Below are 16,443 nucleotides of genomic sequence, written 5' to 3' on the forward strand. Positions count from 1 at the left end.
GGCCGGAAGTCAGCGTCGCGCCCGGGCCGTCTGGTCGTAGACCGTGTAGTAGTCGGCGCGGACCAGGTTGCGGTCCTTGACCCGGAAACCCTCGCGGGCACCCTGGTCGCCACGCAAGTTGCCGTCCAGCCAGGCGGTCATCAGCGTGAAGAACCGGCCCTGGTAGTCCACCGGCGCACCGGTCACCGGGCCCAGGTGGTCGGTGCCGCGCACGCCGACGATGGTCTGGTGCTTGTTCTCGGCGAGCGCGTGCATCGCCTGGTGCGACACCCCGCCCAGACCATAGGCGTCGTTCTCGCCGTACATGATCAGGAACGGCAGGTTGTCCGGCACCAGCGGCTCCGCGGCGTAGTAGTTCGCCGGCAGCCCCATCGCCACCGCGCCCGCCAGGCGGAACCCGGGGATCTGCGCGCCGAGGGCCGGGGCCACCCCACCCTGCGTCGCCGACGCCCACATCGAGGCTCCCGCACCGGCGGAGTAGCCGACCAGCGCACTGCGGGAGAAGTCCGCCCGACGCGCCAGCTCCCCGGCGCGTCCCTGCGTGATCTCCAGTCCGAGGCTGCTCAGGTGCGCCTCCGGGGTGACGAAGGTCAGGTTCGCCGCACCGTAGCCGATACGCACCGCATACCCGCGGGACGCCAGCTTCTTCGCGTAGCTCTCCCCGAAGTACCGCCCGTCGCCGCCCACGCCGGCGGTCATCAGGACGAAGGGGAACTTCTGGTTCGGGTCGGACGACCGCGGGACGTAGTCCCGGTGGCCGAACTGGAGCACCGGCACACCGCCGGGGCCGAAGGGTGGCGGCGCCCACTGGCCGGACTCGGAGACGCTGTAGCGTCCTCCCCCGGCGTAGTCGGCGTAGGCGGGGGCAGCAGCAGGGACGGCATGGGCGGTGCCGGACAGGACGAGAAGCCCGGCGAGGGACAGCGCGACTGCCCGACGGAGAACCTTGAGTCGAATCATGCTCCTCATTCTCACCAGCGCGCGCGCAGCGTGCCCGTCAGTGTTTAGGTTCCCGCCAGGACCATAAGCGCAGGTGATGATGCGTGCGTGCTCCCCCTTGCTACCCTGGTCCAGTCACCCGGCCCGTGCGCCGGACCCCGCCTGCCGAGAGGACCACCATGACCGCCGGACGAATGAACGCGCTGGCCTGGGTCGCCGAGATCCTCGGCCTGATCATCGTGATCCTCGGCGTGGCCAGCGTGTTGCCGGAGCGATTCCTCGCCGCCGGCCTGCTGCTCATGGTCGTGGGCATCCTCGCCAAGCTCCGGGTCAAGAAGATGGGTCGCCAAGGCTGAGGCCCTAGGCCACCGGCCGGAAGTGTTACCACTTTTCGGTAGTCACTGCCGCCGCCCCAGCAGGCCTCCGATTTCCTTCGCCGCCTCGGCAACCCGGTCCAGCAGCCGCTCGGTGATCTCGAGGTCCCCCTTCGTCGCCACGGACACCGAGCCGAGCGGGTCCTTCGTCGTCCTGATGGGCATCGCCAGCGCGGACACGTCCGCGTCATACTCCCCCTTCGTCGAGCAATAGCCGTTCTTCCGGATCTCAGCGAACTGTTCCTCAATGTCCGTCACGGCGGTCCTGGTCTTGTCCGTGTAATGCGCCATCGGCCGACTGCCGGTGAGCTGGTTCCGCATGATCGACGGAAGGAACGCGTAGTAGGCCTTCGAGATCGCCCCCACATGCGCAGGGAAAAGTTCGCCGGTCATCGGGTAGTTCCGCAACGGTCCTTCCACTCCATCGACCGCCACCACGGCCCGCATATGCGCATGGTCGGCGACCGCGAAAGTCGCGGTGAGCCCCGTGTCCTCCGCCAACTTCGCAACGACCGCCCTGGTCTGGTTGGCCAGGGATGCCGTCCCATGCCAGGTCCGCGCGAGCCCCAGAACCCGGCCGCTGAGCCTGTAGGTCCTCCGTCTCGGATCCCGGCGCAGGAAGTCCATCGCAGTGAGTGTGTCGATCGTTCTCATCGCCGTCGACGTCGAGCACCCGAGGTGACGTGCCAGCTCAGAGACACCGACCTCACGCCGGTCGGCGTCGAACAACAGAAGTGTCGCGAGGACACGTTCCGCACTCTTCAGTGTGTCGGTCATGTAACCAACTTACCGCATAGCGGGAAACCTATTGCTCTTAGGAAACCGGTACCGGAGGCTATGAAGTGATCCAGACCGGTGGCACCCACCGGAAGAGACCTACGACACCAAGGAAGGAGTTCTCCGTGACCGACGTGAACTCAGCCGACGAACCGTACACGGACTACGCGTACTTCGACACGGCAGCCGCAGCGCCACCCGTTCAGGAGGCCGTCGACGCGGCCGTGAACTACCTCAGGAAGACCGGGGAGGTCGGCCCCTACCTTCCCCAGTTCAGGAGCGAGATCTACGCACGGGTGGAGGAGATCCGGGCCGAGACCGCGACCCTCTTCCAGGCCGGACCCGAGGAGATTGCCTTCACCCGCAACGGCACCGAGGCCATCTGCCTCGTAGCCCGGGGACTGCAGTGGGACGAGGGCGACGAGATCATCGTCCCCGACACCGAGATGTTGAGCAACGTTGCCATCTGGCGACTTCTCGAGCAGGAGGTCGGGGTCAAGGTCGTCACCGTGGAAGCAGGGGCCACCGGCGTCCTCGACCCCGGGCAGATCGCCCGAGCGATCACGGACCGCACCCGGCTGATCACCTTCGCATCCCAGTCGAACGTGACCGGTGTCGTCCAGCCTGTCCGGGCCATCTGCGAGGTCGCCGCCGCCCGCGGCGTCCTCACCCACGTCGACGCCGCGCAGTCGCTCGGCATCGTCCCGCTGGGATTCGACGACTGGAGTTGCGACTTCATCTCCGCGTGCACCCGCAAGGGGCTACGCGGCATCGAAGGGTCGGGAGTCCTCGCGGTACGTTCCTCCCTCGTGGAGCAACTCCGGCCGACGCTCGCCGGATGGTGGAACTCCAGCATCGATCCCGTCACCGGCGACGTGGCCTTCCCCACGACCGCCCGACGCCTGGAGGCGGGCTCCCCCAACGTTCCCGCCGTCCTCGCCCTCGGCGGTGCAGTCGGGGCCGCCCAGCACGTCGGCATCGACCACATCCACCAGACGGTCCGTGAACTCACGGACTACGCAGCCGGCCGACTCCGCGCCCTCGGCAACGTGGACATCTATGGCCCCGAGGACGACTCCCGCCGCCTGGGAATTATCCCCTTCAACCTCCGCAGCGTCGATTCAGACCAGCTCACAAAGTCGCTGGAAGACCGCGGCATCATCATCGAGTCAGGACACTTCATGGCGGGCCCGATCCTCGCGGAATACGGCATCGAGAAGATGGCCCGGATCTCACTCAACTACTTCAACACCAGCCAGGAGATCGACCGTCTCGTCGACGCGATCTCAACGTGGAAGGACTAACCGCATGACTCGCGCACTTCTCATGAGCAGTTCCCGGAAGGACAATCTGGGATACCTGGAGCACGCCGACACGCAGCTCCGCACCATCCTGGAGGGGACGAGCCGCAAGGTCCTCTTCATCCCCTACGCGGCGGTGTCATTTAGCTACGACGCCTACGAGGACCTGGCATCCCCTGCATTCCTCGCTGCAGACGCCGAGCTGACCTCGGTACACCGTTTCGACGACCCCGTAGCCGCCGTCAACGACGCCGACGTCGTCGCAGTCGGCGGGGGCAACAGCTTCGCCCTGTTGAGTCGGCTCTACGAGGCCGGTCTCGTCGACGCGATCCGGGACCGGGTCGGCGGCGGCCATGCCTCCTACATCGGTTGGAGCGCGGGGACGAACGTCGCCACCCCCACCATCCGCACGACGAACGACATGCCCATCGTCGAACCCCCGACGCTAGCCTCCATCGGACTCGTCCCCTTCCAGATCAACCCCCACTTCATCCCCGGCAAGCCGCAGGGCCACAACGGAGAGAGCAGGGAGGAGAGGTTGCTGGAGTTCACGGAGATCAACCCGACCGAGGAAGTGCTGGGGCTCTACGAAGGTGGCGCCCTGTTGGTCGACGGCACCCACGGCGAGGTCCTCGGAGAGCGCGACGCACTCGTCTTCTCCCACGGTGTCGAGCCGACCCCCCTCGCGCGGAACAAGCGCTTCCCCCTCTCCGACCTGAAAGGACCGGCCAACTGATGTCACTTCGCGAAATCATGGACGTCTGCGACCTCATGGACGACCCGGGGCTCACCGGTGAGCGGATCGCCGACCTGCTCCGCGCGCCAGCCGCGCCCGGCGTCCGCGTCAACGTGGAACGGGTCAGCTACGACGAGCCGGAGGACACCTCGAAGTTCTGCGACTTCCTGAAGATCACGGTCCCGGGGATCTCCGGCGCCTCAGCCGGAGGCGACTCGCCGACCCTCGGACTGGTCGGCAGACTCGGCGCCCAGCAGGCACAACCGGAGCGGATCGGCTACGTCTCTGACGCCGACGGGTCGATCGTCGTACTGGCGGCGGCCCTGCGGCTCATCCGACTTGCGGCCGCCGGAGGCCGACCAGACGGGGACGTCGTCATCACCACCCATGTGGCGACGCATGTGAGCATCACGCCGAGGGAGCCCGTCGACTTCATGGGCACCCCCGTGTCCTCGGACGTCATGAACACCCACGAGGTCGACAACTCAATGGACGCGATCTTGTCCTTCGACACGTCCAAGGGAAATCGGCTGATCAACCACCGCGGTGTGGCGATCTCCCCGACCGCCCAGGCTGGCTACCTGCTGCCGGTCGCGAATGACCTGGTCACACTGCTGGAGTATGCGACGGGCGAGCCCGCGAGGACGTTCCCTCTGTCGCAACAGGACATCACCCCGTACGACAATGGGCTGAGGCACTTCAACTCGATCATGCAGCCGACGGTCGCCACAGATGCCCCGGTCGTGGGCGTCGCGCTCACCGCCAAGGCCGTAGTCCCAGGATCATCCACGGGTGCCAGCTACGAGTCCGCCCTGTTCGACGCCACCCGCTTCGCCGTTCAGGCTGCGAAACAGTTCGGCCGGGGCGAGGTGAGCTTCGTGGATTCCGACGAGGTCGCCACCCTGACCGAGCGCTACGGCCCCATGGACCGCTTCCAACAATAGGGCGTTCAGGGCGCGCGACCACACGCGCGCCCGGGCCACCCCTCCCCTGCGAGAAAGAGCCATCATGGAAACCCCACCCGCAGCAGACAACACCACTGCCACCCCTACTGCACCGCCACAGCATCCCCGTGCCTATGAACCCGGTGTATTCATCCTCTGCATCCTTCTGAGCCTCCTCGGCGCGATCATCGGTGTCCACCTGATCACCACGCTGGGAATCTCCGCCAACACCAGTGTCATTGGCGCTGTCATCGCCATGATGATCGGCAGGGCGTCGTTCGCCGGGCTACGTAAGTTCAGGAACCCTCACCGGCAGAACCTGCTGCAGACCGCCATCTCAACGGCGACATTCGCAGCAGCGAACGCACTGCTCGCGCCCATCGCCGTCCCGTATGCACTCGGTCAACCCGAACTCGTGTGGCCGATGCTTCTCGGATGCTCCATCGGAGTCGCGGTCGACGTGTTCGTGCTGTTCCGTGCTTTCGGCTCTCGGTTCATGCCCGCATCTGCCCCGTGGCCGCCCGGGGTCGCCTCGGCGGAGACCATTCGCGCCGGAGTCCTCGGAGGTCGTCGCGTCTTCATCCTCCTCGGCGGTGCCGTCGTCGGTATCGGTGGTTCGCTTCTCTCTTTGCCGATGTCGGCGGCCGGTGTCGCGCTGATCGGCAACCTCTGGGCCCTGCTGATGTTCGCATTCGGGTTGTTGATCGCGCAGTACGCGCCGGCATTGTGGGGAATCAACCTGAGTGAGCTCTACGTCGCTCACGGTTTCATGATCGGCGCCGGCGTGGTCGCGTTGTTGCAGGTCGTCTGGATCATCTTCAAGTCCCGGACAGCATCGGGAAAGCGCTCCGAGGCTGCCCGACTCGACGAAGTCGCGAAGGACGAGACCCTCGGGTACACCATCACCGATGCCGCCCTTGGCCGCGCGATCAGCACGGGCTACATTCTCTTCGTCCTAGGGGCGCTGCTCATCGCCCTCATCGGAGGTGCAACCTCCGACCTGTCCGGATGGGGATTGCTCGGGTTCATTCTCTTCGCCGGTGCAGCTGCCATGGTCCACGAGCTGATCGTCGGCCTGGCCGCCATGCATGCCGGCTGGTTCCCCGCCTTCGCCGTCACCCTGATCTTCCTGATCTTCGGACTGTTCCTCGGCATTCCGACAGTCCCGTTGGTCATCCTCGTCGCGTACTGCTCCGCCACCGGTCCTGCTTTCGCGGACATGGGCTACGACTACAAGGCCGGCTGGATTCTGCGTCGGGAGACCCGACCGTGGCGGGAGTACGAACTCGCCGGACGTCGTGAACAGCTCAAGGCGTCAATCATCGCCATCGTCGTGGCAATCGGCGTCGTCGCAATTTCCTGGCAGGGGCTCTTCGCGGACGGAAGCATCCCACCGTCCGCCACCGTCTTTGCCGACACGATCACCGCGGGTATCTCCGACCCGGACATTGCGAAGACCATGGCGATGTGGGCGATCCCGGGGGCAGCGATCCAGCTACTGGGCGGATCCACCCGGCAGATGGGCGTCCTGTTCGCCACGGGACTGCTCGTGGCAACCCCGCAGGCCGGGTGGCTCGTCCTCATCGCCTTGGCGACCCGGGTGGTGTGGCGCAAGCTGCGCGGGCCTGACGACACAGCTCTGACCCTGCTCGGTGCCGGCATCATCGCCGGCGACAGTGTCTTCAACGTCGGCAAGGTCGCACAGTAGCCTCAACACTCCAGTCCCGCAGAAGTGTTACCACTTTTCCGGGACGCCGGACGACAAAACCCCAGGTCACGAAAAACGGGGCCGCCGAAAAGTGGTAACACTTTCTAGCGGCCGCCCAGCCGCCGCCGCGACACGAACTGGTAGCGGTCGCCGCGGAACGCCGACTCCGTCCACTCCACCCGCGAGCCGTCCTCCCCGAAGCCGGTGCGGTGGACGAGCAGCAGCGGCAGCCCCGTCGCCACCCGGAGCAGGTCGGCACGCACCGGGTTGCAGGGCACGGTCTCCACCACGTCCTCCACCTCGACGATGCCCATCTCGTACTCCTCGGCGAGCATGCGGTACAGCGAGTCCTGCGCCTCCAGGCGGTCGGTCAGTTCGGTGAGGTCGCCGGGCAGGTGCACGGTCTCGTGGGCGAGCGGTTCGCCGTCCACGGTGCGCAGCACCTCGAAGCGGGTGATCAGTGCACCGTCCTCCAGCCGCAGGTGCTCGGCCACGCTGTCGGACGCCTGCTCACAGCGCGCCGAGAGCACCACGCGCCCGGGACGCCAACCCTCGGACTCGGCGTTGCTGGAGAACGAGACCTGCGGCAGCAGCATCATCTTCGGGGAGGCCACGAAGGTGCCGCTGCCCTGGGTGCGTTCCAGGCGTCCGTCGGAGACGAGTTCGCCGATGGCCTGGCGCACGGTGGTGCGTGACGTGCCGAAACGTTCGGCCAGTTCGCGTTCGGTGGGGACGGCGGTGCCCGGATCGAGGTCGTCGATGAGCTCGAGGATCTGACTCTTGACCAGGTAGTACTTGGGCACCTTCATGCGACCACCGTACCGGGGGCGGGTGTAGCCCGGGCAATCCACCCGCGGGCGTGACCCTTGACACCGCGAATTGGTCTAGTCCAATATTGGCGGTACTGGCCCACCCTGGGCCCCACCCACGCGAGGAGAATCCCATGCCCGTCCTCACTCCCCGACCACCCACCGGCGAAACCCCAGCCGAGAAGCGCGGCGGCCTGCGCATCCCCGGGTTCGCCCAACTCCAGAGGCTCGGCAAGAGCCTCATGCTGCCGATCGCCCTGCTCCCCGCCGCCGGCATCCTGCTGCGCCTCGGGCAGGACGACATGCTCGGCGGCACCGACATCCCCGTCATCGGCCCGTTCTTCGACTCGATGAGCGCCGCCGGTGACGGGATCTTCGGCAACCTCGCCATCCTCTTCGCCGTCGGCGTGGCCATCGGCTTCGCGAAGAAGGCCGACGGTTCCACCGCCCTGGCCGCCGTCGCCGGCTACCTGGTGATGACCTCCGTCTTCGACTCCATGTCCCCCGTCGTCCTGGAGGGCGTGGAGGACGCCGCGGGCGACCAGGCGATGATCGACTACAGCGTCTTCGGCGGCATCATCGTCGGCCTGATCACCGCCTGGCTGTTCGACAGGTACCACAACATCGAACTGCCCCCGTACCTGGGATTCTTCGGCGGACGGCGCTTCGTGCCGATCGTCGTGTCGCTCACGGTGCTCTTCGTCAGCTTCGCGATGGCCTACGTGTACCCGCTGTTCAACAGCGGCCTGACCTCCGTCGGCCAGTTCATCGCCGGCTCGGGTGCACTGGGCGCGTTCATCTACGGTTTCGCCAACCGCATGCTCATCCCGCTGGGACTGCACCACATCCTCAACACCTTCATCTGGTTCATCTACGGCGACTACGAGGGCGCCAACGGCCTGGTCACCGGCGAGCTCAGCCGGTTCGCCGCTGGCGACCAGTCCGCCGGCCTGCTGACCTCCGGTTTCTACCCGGTCCTGATGTTCGGTCTGCCCGCCGCGGCCCTGGCGATGATCCACGTGGCCAAGCCGCGTCAGCGCACGGTGGCCGTGGGCATCTTCGGCGCCGCCAGCCTCACCGCCTTCCTGACCGGCGTGACCGAGCCGCTGGAGTTCGCGTTCATGTTCCTGGCGTTCCCGCTGTACGTGATCCACGCCGTGCTCACCGGCCTGTCCCTGGCGGTGGCGCACCTGCTGGACATCCACCTGGGCTTCTCCTTCTCCGCGGGCCTGATCGACCTGTTGCTCTACGGCCGTGCACCGGCGGCACACAACATCCTGCTGCTGGTGGCGCAGGGCCTGATCTTCGCGGTGGTCTACTACGTGATGTTCCGCTTCGCGATCACCCGCTGGAACCTGCGTCTGCCCGGCCGTGTGCCGGACGACGAGTACGAGGCGTCCCTCGCCGCACAGGAGTCGCAGGACGCCGCGGCGACCGGCACGCAGCGTGCCGAGCAGCTCATCGCCGCGTTCGGCGGGCGCGACAACCTCGTCGGCGTCGACGCCTGCATCACCCGTCTGCGCATGGAGGTCGCCGACAAGTCCAGCGTGGACAAGGGCGCGCTGAGCGCCCTCGGCGCCGCCGGAGTCATGGAGGTCGGCAACAACGTGCAGGCCGTCTTCGGCACCCAGTCGGACGTCCTGAAGGACGAGATCAAGGCCGCGCTCGCCGGCCCCGCGCCGGCCGCGGCACCCACCGCTGCACCAGAGCCCGTCGTCGAGACTGCGCAGCAGGAGACCCCGGACGAGGCCGTCGCCGCCGACGCACTCCCCGAACCCACGCTGGTCCGCGCCCCCGTCCAGGGCCGCACCGTCGCCCTGTCGGAGGTGCCGGACAAGACCTTCGCCGCCGGCACCGTCGGCCCGGGCCTGGCCATCGAGCCGACGACCACCGACGGCATCGTCGAGGCCGTCGCACCGGTGTCCGGCAAGCTCATGCAGCTGCTGCCCCACGCCTACGCCATCATGACCGACGACAAGACCGCCGTGCTCGTCCACCTCGGGCTGGACACGGTGAAGCTCAAGGGCGAGGGGTTCACCCTCCACGCCGCCAAGGGTGACCGTGTGGTCCAGGGCCAGCCGGTGATCACCTACGACGTCGCCTCCGTCGAGGCCGCCGGGTACCCCACCGTCGTGCCGGTCGTCGTGATGGACGCCCGCGGCGCCACCGTCGACGAGCTCGCCGAGCCGTCCGCCCCGGTGTCCACGATGCGTCCCCTGTTCACCGTCACCAAGAAGAAGAAGTAGGAGAACCCACCATGGAGATCATCATCCTGCCCGGCGCGGACGCCACCGACGCCGCAGGTGCCGCTGGCGCGCTGGCCGGCAGGGCCGTCGCGACGCTGCTGGAGCGCAAGCCGGACGCCGTCCTCGGGCTGGCCACCGGGTCGTCCCCCCTGCCCGTCTACGACGACCTCGTCGCCCGCCACGACGCCGGCGAGCTCTCCTTCGCCCGCGCCCGCGCCTTCACCCTCGACGAGTACGTGGGTCTGGCCGCCGGACACCCGGAGCGCTACTCCACCGTCATCCGGCGCGAGTTCACCTCCCGCGTGGACTTCGCCGACGACGCCGTGCAGGGCCCCGACGGCCTGGCCGAGGACATCCCCACGGCCTGCCGCGCCTACGACGACGCCATCCGTGCCGCCGGTGGCGTGGACCTGCAGATCCTCGGCATCGGCACCGACGGACACATCGGCTTCAACGAGCCGGGTTCCTCCCTGGCCTCGCGCACGCGTATCAAGACGCTGACCCACCAGACCCGTGTCGACAACGCCCGCTTCTTCGACGACGACCTGTCCAAGGTCCCCACCCAGTGCCTCACCCAGGGGCTCGGCACGATCATGGAGGCCCGCCACATCGTGCTGGTGGCCACCGGCCAGAACAAGGCCGAGGCCGTGCACCAGCTCGCCGAGGGCGGGGTGAGCGCCCTGTGGCCGGCGACGATCCTGCAGCACCACCCGCACGTCTCCGTCCTGGTGGACGAGGCCGCGGCCGGACGCCTGCATCTCGCCGACTACTACCGGGCGACGTACGCCGCCAAGCCCGTCTGGCAGGGCCTGTGAGCACGCTCATCACCGCCGACGTCCTGGTCACCGGCGACGAGGTCCTGCGTCCCGGCTGGATCGAGGTCACCGGGGACACGGTGAGCGCCCTCGGCGCCGGCGCGCCGCCGCAGGACGTGCAGGACGCCGCGACGGCGCAGGACGTGCTGGCGCTCGGCGAGGTCACCGTCGTGCCCGGGTTCGTGGACATGCACGTCCACGGCGGCGGGGGCGGGGCGTTCCCCGTCGCCACCGACGAGGAGACCGCCACCGCCGTGTCGATGCACGCCGCACACGGCACGACCACGATCATGGCGTCGCTGGTGTCGGCGCACCCCGACGAGCTGCTGCGCGAGGTCGACGTCCTGTCGGCTCACGTCCGCGACGGCCTGGTCGGCGGCATCCACCTCGAGGGGCCGTGGCTCTCCCCGGCGAAGAAGGGTGCGCACGACCCGACAGCCCTGCGCCACCCCGGCCACCCCGACGCCGGCGAGCTCACCCGTGTGCTCGACGCCGCGCGCGGCACCGTGCGCATGGTCACCTTCGCCCCCGAGCTCGACGGGGCGTTGGACGCCGTGCGACGCACCGTCGACGCCGGCGCGGTCGCCGCCGTCGGACACACCGACGCGTCCTACGAACAGACCCTCGCCGCCATCGACGCCGGCGCACGCGTGGGAACCCACCTGTTCAACGCCATGCGCCCGGTCCACCACCGCGAACCCGGCCCCGTCACCGCTCTGGTGGAGGACCCGCGGGTGACCGTGGAGATGATCGGCGACGGCGTCCACCTGCACCCCTCCCTCTACCGCGGCGTCTGCGACCTCGTCGGGCCGGACCGGGTCACCCTGGTCACCGATGCCATGGCCGCCGCGGGCATGCCGGACGGCTCCTACCGTCTCGGCACCCTCGGCGTGGACGTGACCGGCGGCGTGGCGCACGTCGCCGGCACCGACACCATCGCCGGCAGCACCGCGACCATGGACCAGCTGTTCCGCTTCGCCGTGGAACACGGGGCTGCGGCCCGGGATGGGGAAGATGCCGACGGAGACCGCGATGCCGCGCTGCTGCAGGCCGTCCGGCAGACCTCGGTCAACCCCGCCCGCGCCGTCGGCTTCCCCACCGTCGGCCTGCACGTCGGCGGACGCGCCGACCTCGTCGTGCTCGACACCACCCTCCAGGTGTCCACGGTCATGCGCGGCGGGGAACTCCTCTCACCCCTCACGACGCGGTAGCCGCGACCCCGCTCAGCGTCCCCGGTTCCGCCGCGTCCGAGGAGGCTGCAGTCCCGGCGGGGTCAGCGGGGGTCACGCGGGACGGGCTGGCGAAGGAGGCGCGCGACAGGATCACGAACGCCGCGCACAGCAGCACCAGCGCGATCCAGTAGGGCACGCCCGCGCCGATGCCGTAGAGCACACCGACGGCCAGGGGGACGACCACGCCGACGGCGTTCTGCATCCCCTGCGTCACCCCGGCGAGCCAACCCTGCTCGTCGTCACCGACGGAGGTGGAGAGCACGCCGTTGAGCGTGGCGGTCATCGGGCCCTCGCCCGCACCCAGCATCAGGGTGCCGGTGATCAGCAGCCACGGTTGCTGCAGCACCGACGCCAGCAGCGCCAGGGCCAGCACGCCGAGTGCCTGCACCACGATGCCGCCGAGGATCACCCCGCGCTCACCGACCCACTTGAGCAGGATGCCGAGCAGCACGCCCTGGATCACGATGTCGAGCACCCCGATGCAGGAGTTCAGCAGTCCGATCTGCGTGGGCGACCAGTCGACCGTGTCCATCGCCAGCACGCTGTAGTTGTTGACGAAGAAGCTGAACGGGATCGCCACGAGCAGCAGCCCGGTCAGCAGCATACGCAGCGACGGACGGGCGAAGGCCTGCCGGAAGACGCGCAGCGGGTGGATCTGCTCCACGGTGAGCCGGTCCGTCCTGTTCTCCGGGGCGTGGCTCTCGGGCAGGGCGACGAGGGTGACCACGCCGACGGTCAACGCCACCGCGGCGGTGGCTAGGACGGGCAGGTCCACGCTGTGCGCGGCGAGCAGACCGCCGACGGCCGGCCCGATCATGAAGCCGATGCCGGTGAGGGCGCCGAGCATCCCGTACCGCTTCGCACGCTCCTCGGCCGGGGTGATGTCGGCGACGTAAGCGAACAGGGCGGGCATGTCACCGGCGGTGACGCCCTGGACCACACGTCCGAGCAGCAGCAGCCAGATCGCCCCGCTGAGTGAGCCGGCGAGGAACCCGCCGAGGGCGAAGATGAGGAATCCGGCGGCCGCGCCGAAGGCCCCGATCACGATGACGGGGCGGCGTCCCCACCGGTCCGATATCCCGCCGAGGACGGGGACTGCGAGGAAGGCGCACAACGCGTTCACCGCCTCGAGCAGGCCGACCCACAGGGCCAGGGTGCCGAAGGACGGCATGGCGTCGCGCACGACGAAGGGGAGGATCGGCAGCACGATGGTCATGCCGATCACGTTGAGCATGGTGACGGTGACGAGCATGGGCCAGGCCCAGCGGGAGGTCGCCGCGGTGTCATTGGTTGTCATGGTTCGAAACTGTACTCGGTACAGTTTCGAAGTCAATCCAGTGTTGTATCAATTACACTTACGGCGCTAGTGTGGTGCCCATGGCAGAAGACAGCAGAGGTACCGCCCCCACCCGACGCGAGCGCAAGAAGGCCGCCACCCGACGCGCCATCGCCGACGCCGCCCTGGAGCTCTTCCTCGCCCGCGGCTTCGACAACGTCAGCGTCCGCGAGATCGCCGACGCCGCCGACGTCTCCCCCACCACCGTCTTCGCCCACTTCCCCTGCAAGGAGGCCATCGCCGTCGACGAGGACGACGAGATGCGCGAGAGTCTGATCGCCGCCGTCACCGACCGGCCGGACGGCACGAGCATCCCCGACGCATTGCGGCAGTTCTACCGCGACGACGCCTGGCACGACGACGCACCCGCCGGCTCCCACGAACGTTTCATCAAACTCATCGACGACTCCCCCTCCCTCAGCGAGTACGCCCAGCGGATGTGGCTGCGCCACGAGGACGCCCTCGCCGACGCCATCACCGCCGACCTCGGCCTCGACGGGCCGGACGACACCATCCGCGCCTTCTGCCGCTTCGTCCTGCAGGTCCAGCTCCTCAACGCCGAGTCCGGCGAGTCCACCTCCCTCACCGACGCCGCCTTCGACCTGCTGACCCCCGGCTGGGAACGCTACCTCGCGCGGTAGGGGCTGCGGCGACTGCGGTATCCCCGACCCCGCGCCGCGTGCCGGATTCGCGTCTGCGCTGCCACGAAAAGACCGTATCCGGCACGCGGGCACGGCCCCTGCCTGGCCGCCGCGCCCTCCCGTACGCTCGGGGTCACGCGAGACACCACCTCGAGACACCACCGCGAGACACCAGGGAGACCCGCCATGGGACAACTGATCTACTCGATGCTCGTCTCCGTCGACGGTTTCGTCGCCGACCGGGACGGCAACTTCGACTGGGCGGTGCCGGACGAGGAGGTCCTCGCCGCGATCAACGCCGACGCCGCGGACGTCACCACCTACATCCACGGCCGCAGAACGTACGAGATGATGCACGTCTGGGAGACCGACCCGGCGGCCGCCGCGCAGTCACCGCGCTCGGCGGAGTGGGCGCGGCTGTGGTGCGCGGCGCAGAAGGCCGTCTTCTCCACCACCCTGGATGACGTATGGACGAGCCGCACCCGCCTGGAACGCGATCTCCGCGCGCAGGACGTCCTGGCGTTGAAGGACGGTGCCGGCGACATCACCGTCGACGGTCCGACGTTGGCCGCCGAGGCGCTGCGCCTCGGCGTCGTCGACCAGGTCCACATGTTGGTCTGCCCGGTCACGGTGGGTGGCGGGTTGGCGATGCTGCCGGATCTCACGATGGACCTGTCGTTGCGCTCGTCACGCAGCTTCGGCAACGGGATGGTGCAGCTCAAGTACGACGTCCGCACTGTCGGGGGCGGCGATGACTGACCCGGTCCGCACCTTCATCGACCACCTCGAGGACTCGCCCACGCTCATGACGCTCGCCACGGTGGGCGAGGACGGCTACCCGCGCACCCGCACGGTGAACGTCAACGGCGTACGCGCCGACGGCGGAGTCCTGTTCCACACGGACGCCAGGTCACGCCAGGTGCGTGACCTTGACGCGCGCCCGAAGGCGTCGCTGACGGTGCTCACGCAGGACGCCTCGCGCCAGGTCACCGTGGTCGGCGACGTGGTGCGCACCGACGAGGAGACCGAGCGCGCGGTCTACGCCGGCCAGCCGCGCTACCTGCAGCTGCTGGCCTGGTTGAACGACCGGGGCCTGGCGTTGGAGGAGCGCGAGGAGCGGCGCCGGCGGTGGGCCGAGTTCGACCACGCGCACCCCGACCTGGCCGGACAGGACCCGCCGGACGCCTGGGCGGTGTTCGCGGTGGTGCCGCGCGAGTACCTGTTCTGGGAGGGCGACGACGAGGGGCCCTCGCGCCGCCTGCGGTACACCCGTACCAACGTCACCGACTGGCAGGTCGACGTCCTCCCCGGCTGAACGCCGCCCACACGAGGACGGCCACCAACGCGAACACCGCGCTGGTCACCAACGGTCCGCGCGGTCCTACGGCGTCAACCGCCACACCACCGGCCACCGGCCCCAGCACCGCACCCACGTTGAGCGCGACCGTGGCGAAGGAGCCTGCCATCGTCGGTGCGTCCTGCGCGGTGGCGATGATGCGGGTGATCAACGTGCTGCCCAGCGTGAACGACAGGATGCCCATCACCGGTGCCATCACCCAAACGGCAGCCAGGGAGCCGGCACCCACACCGAAGACGATCCAGCCAACCACGAGCAACGGGCCCGCCACTGCGACGAGCAGGCGCCAGTGCGCGTCGGCGAGGGAACCGGTGAGGGCGACACCGGCGAAGGCTCCGGTACCGAAGAGCGCGAGCAGCACCGGAACCTGAGCCCCGCTGAGCCCGGCGGAGTCGTCGGCGACCACGGCGAGGTAGGTGAAGGAGCAGAAGGTCGCGGCGTTGACGAGCACGGCCAACGTCGCGAACAACTGGACGGGCCGATGCCGTAGGACGCTCAGCTCCGCGCGCAGCGTACCGGGTTCCCCGTCCCCGCCACCGGCAGGACGCACCGGCGTCGCGAGGAGCACGGCGACCAGCGCCGGCAGGCACGCCACGGCGATGGCGGCGAGGGTGACCCGCCAGCCCACCGCACCACCGACGAATGCGCCGGCGGGAACGCCGACGACCAGTGCGACCGTCGTGCCGCCGAGGATGACCGACAGGGCACGGGCCTGCCGTCCGGGTGCCACGATCCGGGAGACGGTGGACAGGGCGACCGCGAGGAAACCGGCGTTGGCCACCGCGGCGATGATCCTACTGACCAGCAGCACCACGAAACTGCCGGTCAGCGCGGCGATGACGTGCATGATGATGAACAGGAGGAGGAAGCCGGTGAGCGTGCGACGTGGGGACAACCGGCGCGTCACCGCGGCCATGGTGGGTGCGCCGATGATCATCCCGACCGCGAACGCCGCGGTCAGGAGGCCGGCCTGGCCGAGGGACACGTCGAGATCACCGGCAATGCCGGGCAACAGCCCGGCGAGGACGAATTCGGAGGTGCCCTGGGCGAACACGGCCAGGGCAAGGAGATAGAACAAGGCAGGCATGAACGAGCCTTCCGAAGAACAGGGGGTAGTGGACGCTGTGGAGCGGCACTACCGGCGCCTCGGATGCGCGGAAACTGGTGGCATCGGGGCTACCGGCGTACCGGTAGCCCACCTCTGTCGGATTCGGGGGAGTTCACGTGG

Annotated in this window: 16 protein-coding genes; 11 read left to right on the plus strand and 5 right to left on the minus strand. The window is 68.7% G+C overall.

Annotated features, from left to right (window positions below; genetic code table 11):
• Nucleotides 1–9: 9 nt before the first annotated feature.
• Nucleotides 10–960 carry an alpha/beta hydrolase family protein gene (locus ACT3S3_RS02065; protein WP_444626146.1) on the minus strand — a complete coding sequence of 317 codons (951 nt, stop codon included), beginning with the start codon at nt 958–960 and terminating at the stop codon, nt 10–12.
• A 158-nt stretch (nt 961–1,118) separates the two neighbouring features.
• Here ACT3S3_RS02065 and ACT3S3_RS02070 point away from each other — a divergent pair, with 158 nt between their 5' ends.
• Nucleotides 1,119–1,295, plus strand: a complete 177-nt coding sequence (locus tag ACT3S3_RS02070) for a hypothetical protein (RefSeq protein WP_301443911.1) — start codon at nt 1,119–1,121, stop codon at nt 1,293–1,295.
• Nucleotides 1,296–1,337: 42 nt separating this feature from the next.
• On the opposite strand, the gene ACT3S3_RS02075 is transcribed toward ACT3S3_RS02070, so the two are convergent.
• Nucleotides 1,338–2,090 carry an IclR family transcriptional regulator gene (locus ACT3S3_RS02075; protein WP_301443910.1) on the minus strand — a complete coding sequence of 251 codons (753 nt, stop codon included), beginning with the start codon at nt 2,088–2,090 and terminating at the stop codon, nt 1,338–1,340.
• A gap of 125 nt (nt 2,091–2,215) precedes the next feature.
• On the opposite strand from ACT3S3_RS02075, the gene ACT3S3_RS02080 reads away from it, so the two are divergent.
• The 4 genes from ACT3S3_RS02080 (at nt 2,216) to ACT3S3_RS02095 (ending at nt 6,779) form a co-directional block, all read left to right on the plus strand.
• Nucleotides 2,216–3,394 (plus strand): aminotransferase class V-fold PLP-dependent enzyme, encoded by a 1,179-nt coding sequence (locus ACT3S3_RS02080; protein WP_301443909.1) that lies wholly within the window; start codon nt 2,216–2,218, stop codon nt 3,392–3,394.
• 4 nt (nt 3,395–3,398) lie between these two features.
• Entirely contained in the window at nt 3,399–4,127 is a 729-nt protein-coding gene (gene pepE / locus ACT3S3_RS02085) for a dipeptidase PepE (RefSeq protein WP_301443908.1), read from the plus strand.
• Nucleotides 4,127–5,071: a DUF1177 domain-containing protein gene (locus tag ACT3S3_RS02090; RefSeq protein WP_441582198.1), complete on the plus strand. Its 945-nt coding sequence runs from the start codon at nt 4,127–4,129 to the stop codon at nt 5,069–5,071. The genes pepE and ACT3S3_RS02090 overlap by 1 nt, the downstream gene beginning before the upstream one ends.
• Before the next feature lie 64 nt (nt 5,072–5,135).
• The gene (locus tag ACT3S3_RS02095; RefSeq protein ID WP_441582197.1) at nt 5,136–6,779 is read left to right on the plus strand and encodes an OPT/YSL family transporter; all 1,644 of its coding nucleotides are present in this window, start codon (nt 5,136–5,138) and stop codon (nt 6,777–6,779) included.
• Between the two features lie 104 nt (nt 6,780–6,883).
• On the opposite strand, the gene ACT3S3_RS02100 is transcribed toward ACT3S3_RS02095, so the two are convergent.
• On the minus strand, nt 6,884–7,588 hold the full coding sequence (locus ACT3S3_RS02100) for a GntR family transcriptional regulator (protein WP_441588365.1): 705 nt from the start codon (nt 7,586–7,588) through the stop codon (nt 6,884–6,886).
• Nucleotides 7,589–7,722: 134 nt separating this feature from the next.
• Between ACT3S3_RS02100 and ACT3S3_RS02105 the strand changes: the two genes are divergently transcribed.
• Genes ACT3S3_RS02105 through ACT3S3_RS02115 form a run of 3 tightly spaced genes read left to right on the plus strand, consistent with a single transcriptional unit; the run spans nt 7,723 to nt 11,860 of the window.
• Complete coding sequence (locus ACT3S3_RS02105) at nt 7,723–9,834, plus strand: glucose PTS transporter subunit IIA (RefSeq protein ID WP_444626150.1); 2,112 nt, start codon at nt 7,723–7,725, stop codon at nt 9,832–9,834.
• A gap of 11 nt (nt 9,835–9,845) precedes the next feature.
• Entirely contained in the window at nt 9,846–10,649 is an 804-nt protein-coding gene (gene nagB, locus ACT3S3_RS02110) for a glucosamine-6-phosphate deaminase (protein WP_444626151.1), read from the plus strand.
• Nucleotides 10,646–11,860, plus strand: coding sequence for an N-acetylglucosamine-6-phosphate deacetylase (locus ACT3S3_RS02115; protein WP_441588363.1), 1,215 nt, complete (start codon nt 10,646–10,648; stop codon nt 11,858–11,860). The genes nagB and ACT3S3_RS02115 overlap by 4 nt, the downstream gene beginning before the upstream one ends.
• Here the strand turns inward: ACT3S3_RS02115 and ACT3S3_RS02120 are convergent.
• Nucleotides 11,847–13,178: an MFS transporter gene (locus tag ACT3S3_RS02120; RefSeq protein ID WP_444626154.1), complete on the minus strand. Its 1,332-nt coding sequence runs from the start codon at nt 13,176–13,178 to the stop codon at nt 11,847–11,849. The genes ACT3S3_RS02115 and ACT3S3_RS02120 overlap by 14 nt on opposite strands.
• Nucleotides 13,179–13,258: 80 nt before the next feature.
• Between ACT3S3_RS02120 and ACT3S3_RS02125 the strand changes: the two genes are divergently transcribed.
• The 3 genes from ACT3S3_RS02125 to ACT3S3_RS02135 all read left to right on the plus strand — a co-directional run bounded on the left by ACT3S3_RS02125 (nt 13,259) and on the right by ACT3S3_RS02135 (nt 15,173).
• Nucleotides 13,259–13,858, plus strand: a complete 600-nt coding sequence (locus ACT3S3_RS02125) for a TetR/AcrR family transcriptional regulator (protein WP_444626156.1) — start codon at nt 13,259–13,261, stop codon at nt 13,856–13,858.
• Between the two features lie 186 nt (nt 13,859–14,044).
• Nucleotides 14,045–14,617, plus strand: coding sequence for a dihydrofolate reductase family protein (locus ACT3S3_RS02130; protein ID WP_301443870.1), 573 nt, complete (start codon nt 14,045–14,047; stop codon nt 14,615–14,617).
• Entirely contained in the window at nt 14,610–15,173 is a 564-nt protein-coding gene (locus tag ACT3S3_RS02135) for a pyridoxamine 5'-phosphate oxidase family protein (RefSeq protein ID WP_444626158.1), read from the plus strand. The genes ACT3S3_RS02130 and ACT3S3_RS02135 overlap by 8 nt, the downstream gene beginning before the upstream one ends.
• Here ACT3S3_RS02135 and ACT3S3_RS02140 read toward each other — a convergent pair.
• A complete protein-coding gene (locus ACT3S3_RS02140; RefSeq protein WP_444626159.1) occupies nt 15,139–16,302 on the minus strand; it encodes a Cmx/CmrA family chloramphenicol efflux MFS transporter in 1,164 nt (387 codons plus the stop codon). The two genes, ACT3S3_RS02135 and ACT3S3_RS02140, sit on opposite strands and share 35 nt — an antisense overlap.
• Nucleotides 16,303–16,443 lie beyond the last annotated feature (141 nt).

This window comes from Corynebacterium sp. AOP40-4SA-5 (assembly GCF_052377355.1).
Classification (GTDB): Bacteria; Actinomycetota; Actinomycetes; order Mycobacteriales; family Mycobacteriaceae; genus Corynebacterium.

Excerpts from the sequence above, each read along its gene's own strand:
- ACT3S3_RS02065 (WP_444626146.1), bottom strand. The coding sequence starts at position 960 with ATGATTCGACTCAAGGTTCTCCGTCGGGCAGTCGCGCTGTCCCTCGCC.
- ACT3S3_RS02070 (WP_301443911.1), top strand. The coding sequence starts at position 1,119 with ATGACCGCCGGACGAATGAACGCGCTGGCCTGGGTCGCCGAGATCCTC.
- ACT3S3_RS02075 (WP_301443910.1), bottom strand. The coding sequence starts at position 2,090 with ATGACCGACACACTGAAGAGTGCGGAACGTGTCCTCGCGACACTTCTG.
- pepE (WP_301443908.1), top strand. The coding sequence starts at position 3,399 with ATGACTCGCGCACTTCTCATGAGCAGTTCCCGGAAGGACAATCTGGGA.
- ACT3S3_RS02090 (WP_441582198.1), top strand. The coding sequence starts at position 4,127 with ATGTCACTTCGCGAAATCATGGACGTCTGCGACCTCATGGACGACCCG.
- ACT3S3_RS02095 (WP_441582197.1), top strand. The coding sequence starts at position 5,136 with ATGGAAACCCCACCCGCAGCAGACAACACCACTGCCACCCCTACTGCA.
- ACT3S3_RS02100 (WP_441588365.1), bottom strand. The coding sequence starts at position 7,588 with ATGAAGGTGCCCAAGTACTACCTGGTCAAGAGTCAGATCCTCGAGCTC.
- ACT3S3_RS02105 (WP_444626150.1), top strand. The coding sequence starts at position 7,723 with ATGCCCGTCCTCACTCCCCGACCACCCACCGGCGAAACCCCAGCCGAG.
- nagB (WP_444626151.1), top strand. The coding sequence starts at position 9,846 with ATGGAGATCATCATCCTGCCCGGCGCGGACGCCACCGACGCCGCAGGT.
- ACT3S3_RS02120 (WP_444626154.1), bottom strand. The coding sequence starts at position 13,178 with ATGACAACCAATGACACCGCGGCGACCTCCCGCTGGGCCTGGCCCATG.
- ACT3S3_RS02125 (WP_444626156.1), top strand. The coding sequence starts at position 13,259 with ATGGCAGAAGACAGCAGAGGTACCGCCCCCACCCGACGCGAGCGCAAG.
- ACT3S3_RS02130 (WP_301443870.1), top strand. The coding sequence starts at position 14,045 with ATGGGACAACTGATCTACTCGATGCTCGTCTCCGTCGACGGTTTCGTC.
- ACT3S3_RS02135 (WP_444626158.1), top strand. The coding sequence starts at position 14,610 with ATGACTGACCCGGTCCGCACCTTCATCGACCACCTCGAGGACTCGCCC.
- ACT3S3_RS02140 (WP_444626159.1), bottom strand. The coding sequence starts at position 16,302 with ATGCCTGCCTTGTTCTATCTCCTTGCCCTGGCCGTGTTCGCCCAGGGC.